Source organism: Noviherbaspirillum cavernae, from assembly GCF_003590875.1.
GTDB classification, from domain to species: Bacteria; Pseudomonadota; Gammaproteobacteria; order Burkholderiales; family Burkholderiaceae_D; genus Noviherbaspirillum; species Noviherbaspirillum cavernae.
On record NZ_QYUN01000002.1, the window covers coordinates 2,185,837 to 2,200,687 of the forward strand.

The 14,851-nt window shown below is 57.8% G+C and carries 14 protein-coding genes; 10 read left to right on the plus strand and 4 right to left on the minus strand.

Translation table 11 applies throughout. The annotated features are described in order from the left end of the window. Nucleotides 1-5 precede the first annotated feature (5 nt). The 8 genes from D3870_RS10160 to D3870_RS10195 all read left to right on the plus strand — a co-directional run bounded on the left by D3870_RS10160 (nt 6) and on the right by D3870_RS10195 (nt 8,027). Nucleotides 6-377 carry an EamA family transporter gene (locus tag D3870_RS10160; RefSeq protein ID WP_119738794.1) on the plus strand — a complete coding sequence of 124 codons (372 nt, stop codon included), beginning with the start codon at nt 6-8 and terminating at the stop codon, nt 375-377. 21 nt (nt 378-398) lie between these two features. Beyond that, nucleotides 399-1,523 (plus strand): DegT/DnrJ/EryC1/StrS family aminotransferase, encoded by a 1,125-nt coding sequence (locus D3870_RS10165; protein WP_119738796.1) that lies wholly within the window; start codon nt 399-401, stop codon nt 1,521-1,523. Between the two features lie 12 nt (nt 1,524-1,535). Beyond that, nucleotides 1,536-2,510 (plus strand): glycosyltransferase, encoded by a 975-nt coding sequence (locus tag D3870_RS10170; protein ID WP_119738798.1) that lies wholly within the window; start codon nt 1,536-1,538, stop codon nt 2,508-2,510. A gap of 6 nt (nt 2,511-2,516) precedes the next feature. Continuing rightward, nucleotides 2,517-3,422, plus strand: a complete 906-nt coding sequence (locus D3870_RS10175) for a formyltransferase (protein ID WP_119738800.1) — start codon at nt 2,517-2,519, stop codon at nt 3,420-3,422. A 33-nt stretch (nt 3,423-3,455) separates the two neighbouring features. Further along, on the plus strand, nt 3,456-4,511 hold the full coding sequence (locus tag D3870_RS10180; protein WP_119738802.1) for a bifunctional UDP-4-keto-pentose/UDP-xylose synthase: 1,056 nt from the start codon (nt 3,456-3,458) through the stop codon (nt 4,509-4,511). 4 nt (nt 4,512-4,515) lie between these two features. After that, nucleotides 4,516-5,475 (plus strand): polysaccharide deacetylase family protein, encoded by a 960-nt coding sequence (locus D3870_RS10185; protein ID WP_119738804.1) that lies wholly within the window; start codon nt 4,516-4,518, stop codon nt 5,473-5,475. A 208-nt stretch (nt 5,476-5,683) separates the two neighbouring features. Next, nucleotides 5,684-6,160, plus strand: a complete 477-nt coding sequence (locus tag D3870_RS10190; RefSeq protein WP_119741929.1) for a peroxiredoxin — start codon at nt 5,684-5,686, stop codon at nt 6,158-6,160. 208 nt (nt 6,161-6,368) lie between these two features. Next, complete coding sequence (locus D3870_RS10195; protein WP_199710610.1) at nt 6,369-8,027, plus strand: PhoH family protein; 1,659 nt, start codon at nt 6,369-6,371, stop codon at nt 8,025-8,027. Between the two features lie 131 nt (nt 8,028-8,158). Here the strand turns inward: D3870_RS10195 and D3870_RS10200 are convergent, their stop codons facing one another. Further along, a complete protein-coding gene (locus D3870_RS10200) occupies nt 8,159-8,806 on the minus strand; it encodes a PH domain-containing protein (protein ID WP_242489929.1) in 648 nt (215 codons plus the stop codon). 200 nt (nt 8,807-9,006) lie between these two features. Between D3870_RS10200 and D3870_RS10205 the strand changes: the two genes are divergently transcribed. Both D3870_RS10205 and ppnN read left to right on the plus strand, forming a co-directional pair. Further along, on the plus strand, nt 9,007-9,873 hold the full coding sequence (locus D3870_RS10205; protein ID WP_119741933.1) for a PhzF family phenazine biosynthesis protein: 867 nt from the start codon (nt 9,007-9,009) through the stop codon (nt 9,871-9,873). A 145-nt stretch (nt 9,874-10,018) separates the two neighbouring features. Beyond that, complete coding sequence (gene ppnN, locus D3870_RS10210; RefSeq protein ID WP_119738808.1) at nt 10,019-11,389, plus strand: nucleotide 5'-monophosphate nucleosidase PpnN; 1,371 nt, start codon at nt 10,019-10,021, stop codon at nt 11,387-11,389. A gap of 367 nt (nt 11,390-11,756) precedes the next feature. On the opposite strand, the gene D3870_RS10215 is transcribed toward ppnN, so the two are convergent. Genes D3870_RS10215 through D3870_RS10225 form a run of 3 tightly spaced genes read right to left on the minus strand, consistent with a single transcriptional unit; the run spans nt 11,757 to nt 14,851 of the window. Next, a complete protein-coding gene (locus D3870_RS10215; RefSeq protein WP_119738810.1) occupies nt 11,757-12,893 on the minus strand; it encodes an ABC transporter substrate-binding protein in 1,137 nt (378 codons plus the stop codon). A 4-nt stretch (nt 12,894-12,897) separates the two neighbouring features. Continuing rightward, complete coding sequence (locus D3870_RS10220; RefSeq protein WP_119738812.1) at nt 12,898-13,938, minus strand: branched-chain amino acid ABC transporter permease; 1,041 nt, start codon at nt 13,936-13,938, stop codon at nt 12,898-12,900. 28 nt (nt 13,939-13,966) lie between these two features. After that, nucleotides 13,967-14,851, minus strand: coding sequence for a branched-chain amino acid ABC transporter permease (locus D3870_RS10225; protein ID WP_119738814.1), 885 nt, complete (start codon nt 14,849-14,851; stop codon nt 13,967-13,969).

The window sequence follows — 14,851 nt, forward strand, 5'->3', positions numbered from 1 at the left end:
GAACAATGAATTTGGCGACCTTCGGATTCATCATGACCGGCATCCTTCTGAATGCCATTGCACAATTGCTGCTCAAAGCCGGGACCAACGCTGTCGGTGCGATCCATCTCACCGCAGATAACTGGTTTGCGACCGGCATCAAGCTTGCGACGCAATTGCCGATCATTGGCGGACTGACGTGTTACGTAGTGTCCGTCGTGGTATGGATCATTGGCCTGTCCAGAGTCGACGTGACGATTGCCTATCCGATGCTTTCGCTCGGCTATATTGTCAATGCCATTGGTGCATGGTATTTCCTCGGCGAGGTTGTTTCCGCCCAAAAACTGCTCGCCATTGGCATCATCGTCGTCGGCGTCGCATTGCTGGCCCGCTCTTGACACCCCATTTCATTTCCTGCCATGACCGAACCATTTCTGCCCTTTTCCAAGCCCACCATCGATGAAGCGACCATTGCAGCTGTCTCCGACGTGCTGCGGTCCGGCTGGATCACCAGCGGTCCAAAAGTCCAGGCCTTCGAAGCGCAACTGTCCGAATACTTCGGCGGACGCCCGGTACGCACGTTCAATTCCGGCACGTGCACAATGGAAATCGCCCTGCGCGTTGCGGGCATCGGTCCGGGCGATGAAGTGATTACGACACCGATTTCGTGGGTCGCCACTGCCAACGTGATCATTGAAGTCGGCGCCACGCCGGTTTTTGCCGATATCGATCCCGTCACGCGCAACATCGATCTCGACAAGGTCGAGGCAGCAATCACCGCGCGCACCAAAGCGATCATTCCGGTCTATCTTGCGGGCCTTCCGGTGGATATGGATCGCTTGTACGCGATCGCAAGGAAACATGGTCTGCGCGTGATCGAAGATGCTGCGCAGGCGCTCGGTTCCAGCTGGAACGGCCAACGCATCGGCGCAATCGGCGATTTCGTTTCGTTCAGTTTTCAGGCCAACAAGAACATCACCACGTCCGAAGGCGGTTGCCTCGTATTGAATGATGCGGACGAAGCGCGACTTGCGGAAAAATATCGTTTGCAAGGCGTGACCCGCAGCGGATTCGACGGCATCGATGTCGATGTACTGGGCGGCAAATTCAACATGACAGATATTGCAGCCACGATTGGACTGGGGCAATTTGCACATCTTGAAGCGATTACCGCGAAGCGTCGCAACTTGGCGAAGCACTATTTCGCGACCTTTGGTACGGAATTTGAAGCACAGTATGGTGCCCAACTGCCTGTGCCGGATTTTGCAAACTCCAACTGGCACATGTTCCAGATAGTGCTTCCGGAGCGCATCACACGCGCCGAATTCATGGAGAAAATGCTGCAACGAAACATCGGCATCGGCTATCATTACCCGCCGATTCATTTGTTCAAGCTATACCTCGAGCGCGGCTTCAAGAAAGGCATGTTCCCGATCTCTGAACATGTGGGCCGACAAATTGTGACATTGCCGATGTTCTCGGTGATGACCGAGCAGGATGTCGAACGAGCCGTCGCCGCAGTAAAGGCAGTACTCCAACAATAAGCCTACCGACTGATGAAACCTGAACTATCCGTTGTCATCCCTATTTACAACGAAGAAGCGGGCCTCGCCAAGCTGTTCGCACGTCTGTATCCATCGCTGGATGCACTCGGCATCGCGTATGAAATCATCTTCATCAATGACGGCAGCCGCGACAAATCTGCCGCAATTCTCGCCGAGCAGTTCCGCGAACGGCCGGATGTCACACGGGTGGTACTGCTGAACGGCAACTACGGACAGCACATGGCCATCCTTGCCGGCTTCAAGGCAACGCGCGGCGACATCACCATCACACTCGATGCGGATCTGCAAAACCCGCCCGAAGAAATCGGCAACCTGGTTGCCAAGATTCGGGAAGGCCATGACTATGTCGGTTCGATCCGGCGCGAGCGACGCGATACCGCCTGGCGGACCTATGCCTCCCGCGCGATGAACCGACTGCGCGAAAGAATCACGCACATCAAGATGACCGATCAGGGCAACATGCTGCGCGCATACGGCCGCAACGTGATCGATCTCATCAACCAGTGCAACGAAGTCAACACCTTCATTCCCGCTCTCGCCTACACCTTCGCACGCACGCCAACCGAGATTGTTGTCGAGCATGAGGAGCGTGCAGCCGGGGAATCAAAGTACTCGCTGTACAGCCTGATTCGCCTGAATTTCGATCTTGTGACCGGCTTTTCGCTGATGCCGCTGCAGATTTTTTCCCTGCTCGGCATCGTACTGTCACTTGTCTCCGCCGCTCTGTTCGTGTTGCTGCTCGTGCGGCGGTTCGTACTCGGCGCGGAAGTTCAGGGTGTGTTCACCCTGTTCGCATTCCAGTTCTTCCTGATGGGCGTGCTGCTGTTTGGCGTGGGCCTGGTCGGCGAATATATCGGACGCATCTACCAGCAAGTCAGGGGCCGTCCGCGCTATGTTGTGCATGCGATCCTGGAGCAGACGTCTGATCAATCCGTTGAACCGGTACCCTCCAGATTGAAGGGATAGCCTGAAATGCGCGCTGTTGTATTTGCCTACCACAACGTCGGCGTTCGCTGCCTGAAAGTCTTGCTGGCGCGCGGCGTCGATGTGTCGCTGGTCGTGACTCACGAAGACAATCCTGCGGAAACAATCTGGTTCGATTCGGTGGCGACATTGTGCCGCGAAAAGGGCATCCCATTCATCACGCCACATGTGCCGACGGCGCCGGAACTGATCTCGCAGGTCAAGCAGGAACAGCCGGATTTCATCTTCAGCTTTTACTATCGCCACATGCTGCCGGTCGAACTGCTGTCCCTGGCGAGTAGAGGTGCATACAACATGCACGGCTCCCTGCTGCCGAAATATCGTGGCCGCGTGCCGGTCAACTGGGCGGTGCTGCACGGCGAGAACGAAACCGGCGCAACGCTGCATGAAATGACCATCAAACCCGACGCCGGCGCAATCGTGGCGCAAACGTCGGTGCCGATTCTGCCGGATGACACCGCCTATGAAGTATTCGGCAAAATCACTGTGGCGGCGGAACAAACGCTGTGGCGAGCATTGCCGGAAATGCTGGCAGGAAAAACACCCAGACTGCCGAACGATTTGTCCCGAGGCAGTTATTTCGGCGGGCGCAAGCCGGAAGACGGCCGCATCGACTGGTCACAATCGGCGCAGGCCATCTACAATCTGCATCGCGCGGTGGCCCCGCCCTACCCCGGCGCATGGACGACGATTGGCGAAACAACCGTCATCATCGGCAAGGCGCGCCTGTCGAACCGGGTCTTGCCGCATTCAACTCCCGGTCTGACAGTGGCGGACAATCGCATATTCGGCGTTGGTGGCGATGGCCGCGCACTTGAAATTCACGAACTGCTGTGTGATGGAAAGCCGCTGTCGCCGACCGATTTACAACGAGCGTTATCGTCGCGCATATAACGCTTCGGATATCCCAACATCAAAGAAACACAAATGAAAAAAGTCCTTATTCTCGGCGTCAACGGCTTCATCGGACACCACCTGTCCCAACGCATCCTGGAGACAACCGACTGGCATGTCTACGGCATGGATATGATGACCAACCGCATCGACGACTTGCTGACCAATGAAGCGTACAAAGACCGCATGCATTTCTTCGAGGGTGACATCACCATCAACAAGGAATGGGTCGAATACCATGTGAAGAAATGCGATGTGATTCTGCCGCTGGTCGCGATTGCAACGCCCTCCACCTACGTCAAGCAGCCGCTGCGCGTTTTCGAACTCGACTTCGAGGCGAACCTGCCGATCGTGCGCTCGGCGGCGAAGTACAAGAAGCATCTGGTGTTTCCTTCGACGTCCGAAGTGTATGGCATGTGCCACGACGAAGAATTCGATCCGGAAGAATCCGAACTGATTTGCGGCCCGATCAACAAGCCGCGCTGGATTTACTCCTGCGCAAAGCAGTTGATGGATCGCGTGATCTGGGGCTATGGCATGGAAGACGGATTGAATTTCACGCTGTTCCGCCCTTTCAACTGGATCGGGCCGGGCCTCGATTCCATCCACACGCCGAAGGAAGGCAGCTCGCGCGTGGTCACGCAGTTTTTCGGGCACATCGTGCGCGGAGAAAATATCTCGCTGGTCGATGGCGGCCATCAAAAGCGCGCCTTCACATGCATTGACGACGGCATCGATGCCCTGATGCGCATCATCGCCAACGACAACGGCATAGCCAGCGGCAAGATCTACAATATCGGCAACCCGATCAATAATTATTCCGTGCGCGACCTCGCCGGCATGATGTTGAAACTGGCCGCCGAATACCCTGAGTATGCAGAGTCCGCCAGGAAGGTGCAGCTGGTCGAAACCAATTCTGCCGCCTACTACGGCAAGGGCTATCAAGACGTGCAGAACCGCGTGCCGAAAATCACCAACACCTGCGAAGAGTTGGACTGGAAGCCGCGCACTTCGATGGACGATACGCTGCGCCTCATCTTCGATGCGTACCGCGGCCAGGTGGCGGAAGCCAAGGCTTTGATGGATTGAGCCTGTGCCGCTGCTCACCCTGAAAATCGACGTCGATACTTTTCGAGGTACGCGCGAAGGCGCATTGAATCTGGTGCGCATGCTGCAAAAGCATCGCGCCAATGCCACCTTCCTGTATTCACTCGGCCCCGACCATACCGGTTGGGCACTCAAGCGTGCATTCCGTCCCGGCTTTCTGCAAAAAGTCTCGCGGACCTCCGTGACCGAGCATTACGGACTGAAGACGCTGATGTACGGCGTTCTTCTGCCTGGTCCGGACATCGGCAGGAAGTGCTCCGCAGAGATGCGCGTCGCACGGGATGCCGGCTTTGAATGTGGCATTCATACTTGGGACCACGTCGTGTGGCAAGACAACGTCCGCACGTGCGATGACGCGTGGACCGACCGCCAGATGCGCCAGGCGTTCGATCGTTTCACCGATATTTTCGGATACGCGCCCAGGACGCATGGTGCGGCCGGCTGGCAAATGAATGCGCATGCATTTGAGCGGTTGGATGCATTCGGCATTGCCTACGCTTCAGATGGACGATCCAGGCTTACCGAGGAAGGCGCCTTGATGATGCAAACCGCCGGTCCGCACCGCATATCCGTGCCTGGCAAGACATTGTCGTGCATCCAGCTGCCGACAACCCTGCCGACGCTCGACGAACTGCTTGGAAGAACCATCACGGGCGCCGTCATCGATCACACCAACATCGCAAAGACCATTCTGCGTCTGACGGAGCAGCCGCGCGATCATGTGTTTACTTTGCATGCAGAACTTGAAGGGCAAAAACTTGCCCCCATCTTCGAGCAGTTGTTGGCTGGTTGGCGTGCGCAAGGGTATGATTTTGCGTCGATGGAAAATTACTACCAAAAAGTAAAAAGTGACACGCTGCCGACCCGCATGGTTTGTTGGGGCGAATTGCCGGGACGCTCAGGCGAGCTGATTGTCGAGTCAAATCAAGAAAATCTGACAACATGAAGTAAAGCGGTTCGGAGTCAACGCGCCGCAGCCAGTAGCGTGGTTTTGTACTGCAAGGAGGCGCAACATTCTCGGAACCATTTTGTCAGCACTCCATGTTTCAAGAGCAGCTTCGGCTTCAAACCAAACCATGGCGGCCATCCCGAACCGCCTATCGAAAATCTGATCATCGCCACAAGCGATGACGCCTATGGACCAGGAGGCCACAGTGGCAGAACGCCCATCCGCAATAGGACAAACCGTTCCCGAATTTTCCGCCGTCATGACGGGCGATCAGACATTCCGGTTGTCTGATTACAAGAACCAAACGGTGGTATTGTATTTTTATCCGAAGGACAATACTCCAGGCTGCACGACAGAGAGCCTGCAGTTTCGTGATTTGCATCCGCAATTCACGGCAGCCAACAGCGAAATTGTCGGCATCAGCCGCGACAGCCTGCGCTCGCATGACGGTTTCAAGTCAAAGCTGGAGCTGCCGTTTGAATTGATTTCCGATCCGGACGAAATCATGTGCAACATGTTTGACGTGATGAAAATGAAAAACATGTACGGGAAAAAAGTTCGCGGCGTTGAACGCAGCACCTTTGTGATTGACGGAACCGGCAAATTGGTGAAAGAATGGCGTGGAGTGAAAGTGCCCGGCCATGTTGACGATGTGCTGGAATATGTGAAGGGTCTGGTTTAATTTCTCTGAACCCATTGAATCCAAAAAAATTTTCGCTGCAAAAAAGCCGTTTGTGGAAAAGGCCTCCAGCCTTCCCAAACGGCTTTTTTGCTTTTCATTTCGCATGATTCTTGCATTTTCTTTTTTGACTTTACCCGCAGTACCGCGACCCGGCCGGTCGTGACTTGTATGAGATGTAAATCCTGTCATCTTTTAGATTGAGGTCCTGATGCCACTGCCCAAATTACCGAACAAACCCGCTGCAATACTTTCCCCGAGCGACTACCCCAAGGCAGAAAAAGGCAAGGCTGTGAAACCGGTGATGACACTGGTCGAATCAGCACCACAAGAAATCGAATCCGCGCCCAAGGCACGCGCCAGAACTGCGGAAAAGGCACCCGCAGCAAAGGAGCGCGTCTCCAAGCCAAAAGAAATAGAAAGCCTGATCAAATCCAAGGCAAGCCGCGTTGCCGACAAACTCGGCGTCACCAAGCTGTTCGTTCTCGATACCAACGTGCTGATGCATGACCCGACATCGTTGTTCCGCTTCGAGGAGCACGACGTCTATCTGCCGATGATGACGCTGGAGGAACTGGACGACCACAAGAAGGGAATGTCCGAAGTCGCGCGCAACGCCCGTCAGGTATCCCGCTCGCTGGACGCGCTGGTGGCCGGCGTGGAGGAAAACGAGATCGAGGACGGCATTGCCTTGTCCAAGCTCGGCAACAAGGATGCAAAGGGCCGCCTGTTCTTCCAGACCAGGCTGCAAGACGTTGTGCTGCCCGAAGGCCTGCCGGTCGGCAAGGCGGACAACCAGATTCTTGGCGTTGTGCGCGCGCTGGAGCAGCAACATCCGGGCCGCCCTGTCGTGCTGGTGTCCAAGGACATCAACATGCGCATCAAGGCGCGTGCGATGGGACTGCCGGCCGAAGAATACTTCAACGATCATGTACTCGAAGATACCGATCTGCTGTATTCGGGAATCATGCAATTGCCGGACGATTTCTGGAACAAGCATGGCAAGGGCATGGAGTCGTGGCAGGAGAACAAACACGGAACAGGCTACACGTTCTATCGCCTTACGGGTCCGCTCGTGCCGTCGTTCCTGGTCAATCAATTCGTCTTCCTCGAACCCCGCAACGGCGAAGCGCCCTTCTATGGTCAGGTCAAGCAGATCAACGGCAGGACGGCAGTGATCCAGACCTTGCGCGATTATGCGCATGGGAAGAACAGCGTATGGGGCGTCACGGCGCGCAACCGCGAACAGAATTTCGCGCTGAATCTGCTGATGAATCCGGAATGCGATTTCGTCACTCTGCTGGGTCAGGCCGGCACCGGGAAAACGCTGCTGGCGCTAGCCGCAGGTTTGGCGCAAGTGCTGGAGACCAAGCTGTATAACGAGATCATCGTCACACGCGTCACCGTGCCGGTGGGAGAAGACATCGGCTTCCTGCCGGGTACCGAGGAAGAAAAAATGTCGCCGTGGATGGGTGCATTCGACGACAACCTGGAAGTGCTCAACAAGTCCGACGGCGATGGCGGCGAATGGGGCCGCGCGGCGACGCAGGACCTGATCCGCTCGCGCATCAAGATCAAATCGCTCAACTTCATGCGCGGCCGCACCTTCGTGAACAAGTTCCTCATCATCGATGAGGCGCAGAATCTGACGCCCAAGCAAATCAAGACGCTCGTCACGCGCGCCGGTCCGGGAACCAAGATCATCTGCCTGGGCAATATCGCGCAGATCGATACGCCTTACCTCACCGAGGGTTCGAGCGGCCTGACCTATGTCGTCGATCGCTTCAAAGGCTGGACGCACAGCGGGCATGTCACGCTGGCGCGCGGCGAACGGTCGCGCCTGGCAGATCACGCGAGCGATGTGTTGTAACGCACTCGAAAGCCGCAAGACAAGAAGCCTGCATTCCGATGCAGGCTTTTTTTACGCCCCAGGAATGAGAAAACCGTACGAGAACGATGCGCGAGACGGGAATGCGAACGAGAGCGCCGATACAACCGCAATCAGTGCAGCGCCGGGATCAGCTGCTGCATCGCCAGATGCTGCATGTCTTCCGGCAGAAATTCGCCGATATCGCGCGGCTTGCGACGCCGTGGATGCCGGATTTCATCGATGCGCAAGGCCTTGCATGCCCGCCACAGGGAAACATCTTCCGCATATGGGCGCAATTGCGCAGTCTTTTCCCACATCACCCGCTGGTGCGTCACAAAGTCCCAGCACACGGGTGTGAGGCCGTCCAGAATGCCCTGCTCCCGCAGCTTCAAAGCCATTCCCATCACGTCGCCCGGATGGGGATTGTCAGTAGGAAAGTAAATGGAATTGGCCCATGCCCGGACATCGCAGAAATCAATGACCTGCCCCGCGATCGGCTTTTGCCAAAGATCGGGATGCGCCGTTTGACTTGGCCAGCGGCCTGCTCCTACCAATGTACCTGTCTTCAACATGCTTATCTCCCGAAGAGAAAACCTGTTCTTGCGATGACTAGCGAACACTGCATGCATCAATGGCGCAACGCATCGATGAAACCATGGCCTGCGCCAATAGAGCGAAGAATCCAATCCTCGGTAAGCCAGTGGATACTGCTCTTTTGACTTCGTGATGAGGAAGAATTCAATTACTGTGTTTTTATACAGTAACTCGATTCTAACCAATATCCATGCGGGTTACAAGCCCATCCTGATTTACCCATGCATGTATTGCCGGGCCAACGGATCATTTTTTCCCTCACTCAAGATTGTTGGCGCGATCAGCCTCAACTCTCAACTTCGTCCGACACGGATAAGCGAACATGCTTGCATGCCCCGGCCTTGCGTATCATCTGGAATCGGAACCGTTCAAAAAAGGAGTCAATATGGCGCGCCACCATTTCCGCATCGTGAACGTCTTCGCTGAAACGACCTTCGGCGGCAATCCCTTATGCGTTTTCGAAGATGCCACGGGCATGAGTGACGAGACCATGCAATCGCTGGCACGACAATTCAATCTTTCCGAAACCACCTTCGTTCTGCCGTCCGCACAGGCCGATGCGCGTATCCGCATTTTCACCACGAGTCATGAGATGCGCTTTGCCGGTCATCCGGCGCTGGGTTCGGCGCACGTCGTGCGCGATCTTCTGGGGGCTGGCGACAAGCTGACGCTGGAGTTCAAGGCCGGCATCGTTCCCGTCGCTGCATCGGGCGATGCATGGACCTTCAGCGCCCCCGTTTCCGGCGCGCCCGCAACGCGAAGCCCCGGCCTGCCGCGCGACTTCATTGCCCGGCTCGTCGGCTTGAGTGAAGGCGATTTGGCGGGCGAACCGTTGTGGGTGGATGCGGGTGCGGATCAATTGCTGATCCCGGTTGCGACAGCTGCAGCGGTGCGGCGCGCTGCACCAGCCAGCGATCTGCTGGCGCAGTGGCCGGTCAGCAGCCTGGGACGCAAGACGGCGTATGTCTTCGCATTCGACGGAGAGCAAAACGGAAAAATGCAGGTGCTGGCGCGCTACTTCTTCACAACGCAGGGTGGCGGGTTCGGCGAGGATCCGGGTACCGGTTCGGCATGCGCCAATCTCGGTGGCTGGCTGATCGCAAACCGCCTTGCGCTACCGGCGCAGCTCGAGATCCGGCAAGGCGAAGCCGTCAACCGTCCATGCCGCCTGTTGCTCGATGTGACCAACAAGTACGAAATCCGCGTCGGCGGGCGCGTCATTGAATTGGGGCGCGGCCATGTCGATATCTGACAGTTGCGGGCAAGGGAGTTCAATGCACGCTTCCAATGATTGGCGCACATGCATTTTGCTGTAGCGAAATCGCACAGGAATTGAACTGTTTGCTCCGCTTGAGCGCATAATAAAAATCATTATTCATCACACAAGATATGAATCCATGGAATATGCAGTAGTTGACGCACAAATTTCGCCGGAAGGCCGCCTCGAAGTCCTGTCCAAATCAGAAGTCAGCAAGTTGCTCGACACCACGCAAGGGGGGCTCTACAACATTTTCCGCAACTGTTCCCTCGCCGTCCTCAACTGCGGGAACGCCATGGACGACGGCAAGGAATTGCTGGAGCGCTACAAGAATTTCGACATCACCATCATCCAGCGCGAACGCGGCATCAAGCTGGATGTCAAGGGCGCACCTGCAAGCGCCTTCGTTGACGGCAAGATGATCAAGGGGATTCACGAACACATGTTCGCGGTCTTGCGCGACGTCATCTACGTCAACGACGAAATCAACGGCAACCCGAAATTCGACCTGGCAACCTCGGAAGGCCTGACCGATTCGGTGTTCCATATTCTGCGCAATGCCAATGTGCTGGAACCGATGACCAACCCCAATCTGGTGGTGTGCTGGGGCGGGCATTCGATCTCGCGCGGCGAATACGATTACTCGAAGGCCATCGGCTACGAACTCGGATTGCGCGGGCTGGACATCTGCACCGGCTGCGGTCCGGGCGCGATGAAGGGGCCGATGAAGGGCGCCACGATTGCGCATTCGAAGCAGCGCATCAGCAACGGCCGGTATCTCGGCTTTTCTGAACCGGGCATCATCGCGGCCGAATCGCCGAACCCGATCGTGAACAATCTGGTGATCCTGCCCGATATCGAAAAGCGGCTCGAGGCATTCGTCCGTGCCGGGCACGGCATCGTGGTGTTCCCGGGCGGTGCAGGCACGGCCGAAGAGATTCTGTACATCCTCGGCATCCTGCTCCATCCCGCCAATGCCGACCTGCCCTTCCCGCTGGTGTTTACCGGCCCAAAGAGCTCGGCGGATTACTTCCTGCAGATCGATCGCTTCATCGGCGAAACCCTGGGTGTCGAGGCGCAGCGTCGCTACAAGATCATCATCGACGATCCGGCGCGCGTGGCACAGGAAATGCAAACCGGAATCAAGCAGGTGCGCGAATTCCGCAAGGAGAAAACGGATGCGTACTACTTCAACTGGCTCCTGAAGATCGATCACGAATTCCAGAAACCTTTCGCGCCGACGCATGAAAACATGCGCGCATTGAAGCTGCAGAAGAATCAGCCGACGCATATGCTGGCGGCCAACCTGCGCCGCGCGTTCTCAGGCGTGGTGGCGGGCAACGTCAAGGACCAAGGAATTCGCGCGATCGAGCAGCATGGCCGCTTTGAAATTCACGGCGACGCCAGCATCATGGGACCGATGGACGAACTGCTCACCTCCTTCGTCGTGCAGCATCGGATGAAGCTGCCGGGCAAGGCGTACAACCCGTGCTATCGGATTGTGAAGTAGCGGGGATACTTGCGCGCTTCATGGAAGGGTTGCGTTATTGCAGCCCTTTTTTGTTTTCGCCGATGGTCGCACGGTAGCCGCTTCAGCATGAATTTTCCGTTGCGCTGAATGTTGCGGATCGTGGCCGAACTCCATCTCGCTGCGAATATCTGTCTCGCGCTCTGTCATTCCGAATCCGCCATGTAAACTTCAAGCGTCACATCCTGCAGTCCCTGCCCTGCCCGCATTCTTCGCGCCGATAGCGGGCATACCACGTGATGAGATCAGCGATGTGCATGAATCACCCCGGATGTTTGAAATTGAAGAAGCGGATCGGCCGGTACGGCAAGGCCGCGCAACAACGCCAGAATCATTCTGAAACGGTCTCTTAGCGCAGCAGCCTGCCGTCCCTGCCGATGACAGTCACTTCGACGAAACGCGAACCGACCCGATTGTCGGGAGAAAAGCGCAAGGTGAAGCCGCCGACGTCGTATTCGGAAAGCGTCTCCAGCGCGTGGATCACACCCTGGCGTGTCACGTTCTTCCCCGTGCGCTTCAAGCCTTCGACCAGCACCTTGGCGCCGATGAATTCTTCAAAGCTGGTGTAGGAATACTCCGCGCCAGGCGCATATTTCTTCATCGCCTGCTGATATTCCTTGACGATCGGGATGATCGGCAGGAATGGATAAGGCATGACTTGCGCGATGCCGACGCCGCGCGCATTCTCCGCGCCGATCAGGCGCACGATCTCCTTGGGATTGACGACCGAAATATTCACCAACTGCGCAACGGTCGAGACTTCGCGAATACGCTTGCTGAACGCGGCCGTGCTCTTGCCGACGGAAATCATCACAACGGCCTGCGGATTGGCTTTTGCAATTGCCTGCACCGCGTCGCTCACGTTGTCGGTGTTCTTCTCGTATGCGCCGGTTGCGGCCAACTCGAGATGGCGTTTTTTGAGTGCAGCTTCCACGCCGGCCAGACCCGCCTTGCCGAAGGGATCATCCTGATACATCACCGCGATCCGCTTCATGTTCAGCGAGATCAGCTGATTGACGATGCCTTCTGCCTCATCGGCATAACCGGCACGGATGTGGAAGATGTTCGGATTGAAAGGCGTGCGCAGCACTTCGCCGCCGGTATAGGGAGCAACCAGCGCGATGCCGGCGCCTTGCAGCACGTTCTGCTTCAGTAATTCGGCAATATTGCCCGTGCCGGCAAAGCCGATCAGCGCGACCGCACCATCCTTGCCGATGGCTTCCTTCGTCAGGCGAACGGTTTCATCGACCTTGTAGCCATCGTCCTTGACGACGTGTCGTATCTTGCGGCCGTGAACGCCGCCGTTGTCGTTGATGTAATCGAAATACACCTTCGCGCCCAGCACCATTTCCTTGCCGGTTTCTGCCAGCACACCGCTCAACGGCGCCACTTGCCCGACGACGATGTCGTCCGCTGCCGAGACACCGATCGCAAAAGACATCGCCAGACATCCCGTTACCATCTGCAGCCAGGCAAGTGCACGCATGATGCTAGCCCTCCGTTGTTTGTGCCGTCGCTGAATGTGTTGAGTGAAGTGCGGATGCAGCCGGTTTTGTCTCTTTCGGCTTCCTTGCGGATGCAAACAGCGCCCCGATCTCGCCGACGATGCCCCTGCGGAAGGCCAGCACGCAGACGATGAAGATGGCGCCGGTGACGATGGTGACGGATTCGCCGATGGTGCGGAACCATTCGACATTGGTCGTCACCGCCAGCCAGTTGCCGAGGTCGCCCAGCTTGTTCTCCAGCGCGATGATCACGATCGCGCCGACGATCGGCCCGGTCAGGGTGCCGAGGCCGCCCACCAGCGTCATCAAGACCACCAGCCCCGACATGCTCCAGTGCACGTCGGTCAGCGTCTCGAAGCCCAGCACCACCGTCTTGGTGGCCCCCGCCAGCCCCGCCAGCGCCGCCGACAGCACGAACGCCAGCAGCTTGAAGCGGTCGACGTCGTACCCCAGGGAAACGGCGCGCGGCTCGTTCTCCTTGACCGCCTTCAGCACCTGGCCGAACGGCGAATGCACGGTGCGCACGATCAGCGCGAAGCCGGCCGCCGCGATCGCCAGCACCACGTAGTACAGCGTCAGGTCGTGCCCCAGATCGATGATCCCCAGCAATTTGCCGCGTGGCACGCCCTGCAGGCCGTCCTCGCCGCCGGTGGCCGGCAGCTGCAGGCACACGAAGTACAGCATCTGCGCCAAGGCCAGCGTGATCATGGTGAAGTAGATCCCCTGGCGGCGGATCGCCAGCGCCCCCATCACGAGGCCGATGGCGGCGGCCGCCGCCGTGCCGGCCAGCAGGCCCAGCTCGAACGGCACACCCCACACCTTCAGCGCATGGCCGGCGACGTAGCCGGCGCCGCCGAAGAAGGCGGCATGGCCGAACGACAGCAGGCCGGTGAAGCCGATCAGCAGGTTGAAGGCGCACGCGAACAGCGCAAAGCACAGCACCTTCATCAGGAACACCGGGTACAGGAAGAATGGCGCCGCCACGGCGGCCGCCACTGCGATTGCATATCCGACTCTCTTGTCCATCACCAACTCCCCTTGTTTCTCTCTTTGCTCATTTCTCTTTGCCGAACAGCCCGGCCGGCCGGATCATCAGCACGATCGCCATGATGATGAACACCACCGTGGCCGACAGTTCCGGGTAGAACACCCGCGTCAGGCCCTCGATCACGCCCAGCCCGAGCCCGGTCACGATCGAGCCGAGGATCGAGCCCATGCCGCCGATCACCACCACCGCGAACACCACGATGATCAGGTTGCTGCCCATCAAGGGCGAGACCTGGATCACCGGTGCCGCCAGCACCCCGGCGAAGGCCGCCAGCGCCACCCCGAAGCCGTAGGTCAGGGTCACCATCAGCGGCACGTTGATGCCGAACGCCTCCACCAGCCGCGGGTTCTCGGTGCCGGCGCGCAGGTAGGCGCCCAGTTTCGTCTTCTCGATCACGAACCAGGTGGCGAGGCACACCGCCAGCGAGGCGACCACCACCCAGGCGCGGTACTTCGGCAGGATCATGAAGCCGAGGTTGAAGGCGCCCGAGAGCGCCTCCGGCACCGAATACGGCTGGCCGGAGACGCCGTAGAAGGAGCGGAACAGGCCTTCCACCATGAGCGTGATGCCGAACGTCAGCAGCAGGCCGTACAGGTGGTCCAGCTTGTACAGCCAGCGCAGCATGGTCTTCTCGATCACGATGCCGAAGGCCGCCACCACCAGCGGCGCCAGCAGCAGCATCGGCCAGTAGCCGATGCCGAGGTAGTTCAGCCCCATCCAGGCGAGGAACGCGCCCATCATGTACAGCGCGCCATGCGCGAAATTGATCACGTTGAGCAGGCCGAAGATCACCGCCAGCCCCAGCGACAGCATGGCGTAGAACGAGCCGTTGACCAGTCCCAGCAAGAGCTGGCTCAACATCGCTTGCAGCGGGATGCCGAAAATTTCCAT

Excerpts from the sequence above, each read along its gene's own strand:
- D3870_RS10160 (WP_119738794.1), top strand. The coding sequence starts at position 6 with ATGAATTTGGCGACCTTCGGATTCATCATGACCGGCATCCTTCTGAAT.
- D3870_RS10165 (WP_119738796.1), top strand. The coding sequence starts at position 399 with ATGACCGAACCATTTCTGCCCTTTTCCAAGCCCACCATCGATGAAGCG.
- D3870_RS10170 (WP_119738798.1), top strand. The coding sequence starts at position 1,536 with ATGAAACCTGAACTATCCGTTGTCATCCCTATTTACAACGAAGAAGCG.
- D3870_RS10175 (WP_119738800.1), top strand. The coding sequence starts at position 2,517 with ATGCGCGCTGTTGTATTTGCCTACCACAACGTCGGCGTTCGCTGCCTG.
- D3870_RS10180 (WP_119738802.1), top strand. The coding sequence starts at position 3,456 with ATGAAAAAAGTCCTTATTCTCGGCGTCAACGGCTTCATCGGACACCAC.
- D3870_RS10195 (WP_199710610.1), top strand. The coding sequence starts at position 6,369 with ATGCCACTGCCCAAATTACCGAACAAACCCGCTGCAATACTTTCCCCG.
- D3870_RS10205 (WP_119741933.1), top strand. The coding sequence starts at position 9,007 with ATGGCGCGCCACCATTTCCGCATCGTGAACGTCTTCGCTGAAACGACC.
- ppnN (WP_119738808.1), top strand. The coding sequence starts at position 10,019 with ATGGAATATGCAGTAGTTGACGCACAAATTTCGCCGGAAGGCCGCCTC.
- D3870_RS10215 (WP_119738810.1), bottom strand. The coding sequence starts at position 12,893 with ATGCGTGCACTTGCCTGGCTGCAGATGGTAACGGGATGTCTGGCGATG.
- D3870_RS10220 (WP_119738812.1), bottom strand. The coding sequence starts at position 13,938 with ATGGACAAGAGAGTCGGATATGCAATCGCAGTGGCGGCCGCCGTGGCG.
- D3870_RS10225 (WP_119738814.1), bottom strand. The coding sequence starts at position 14,851 with ATGGAAATTTTCGGCATCCCGCTGCAAGCGATGTTGAGCCAGCTCTTG.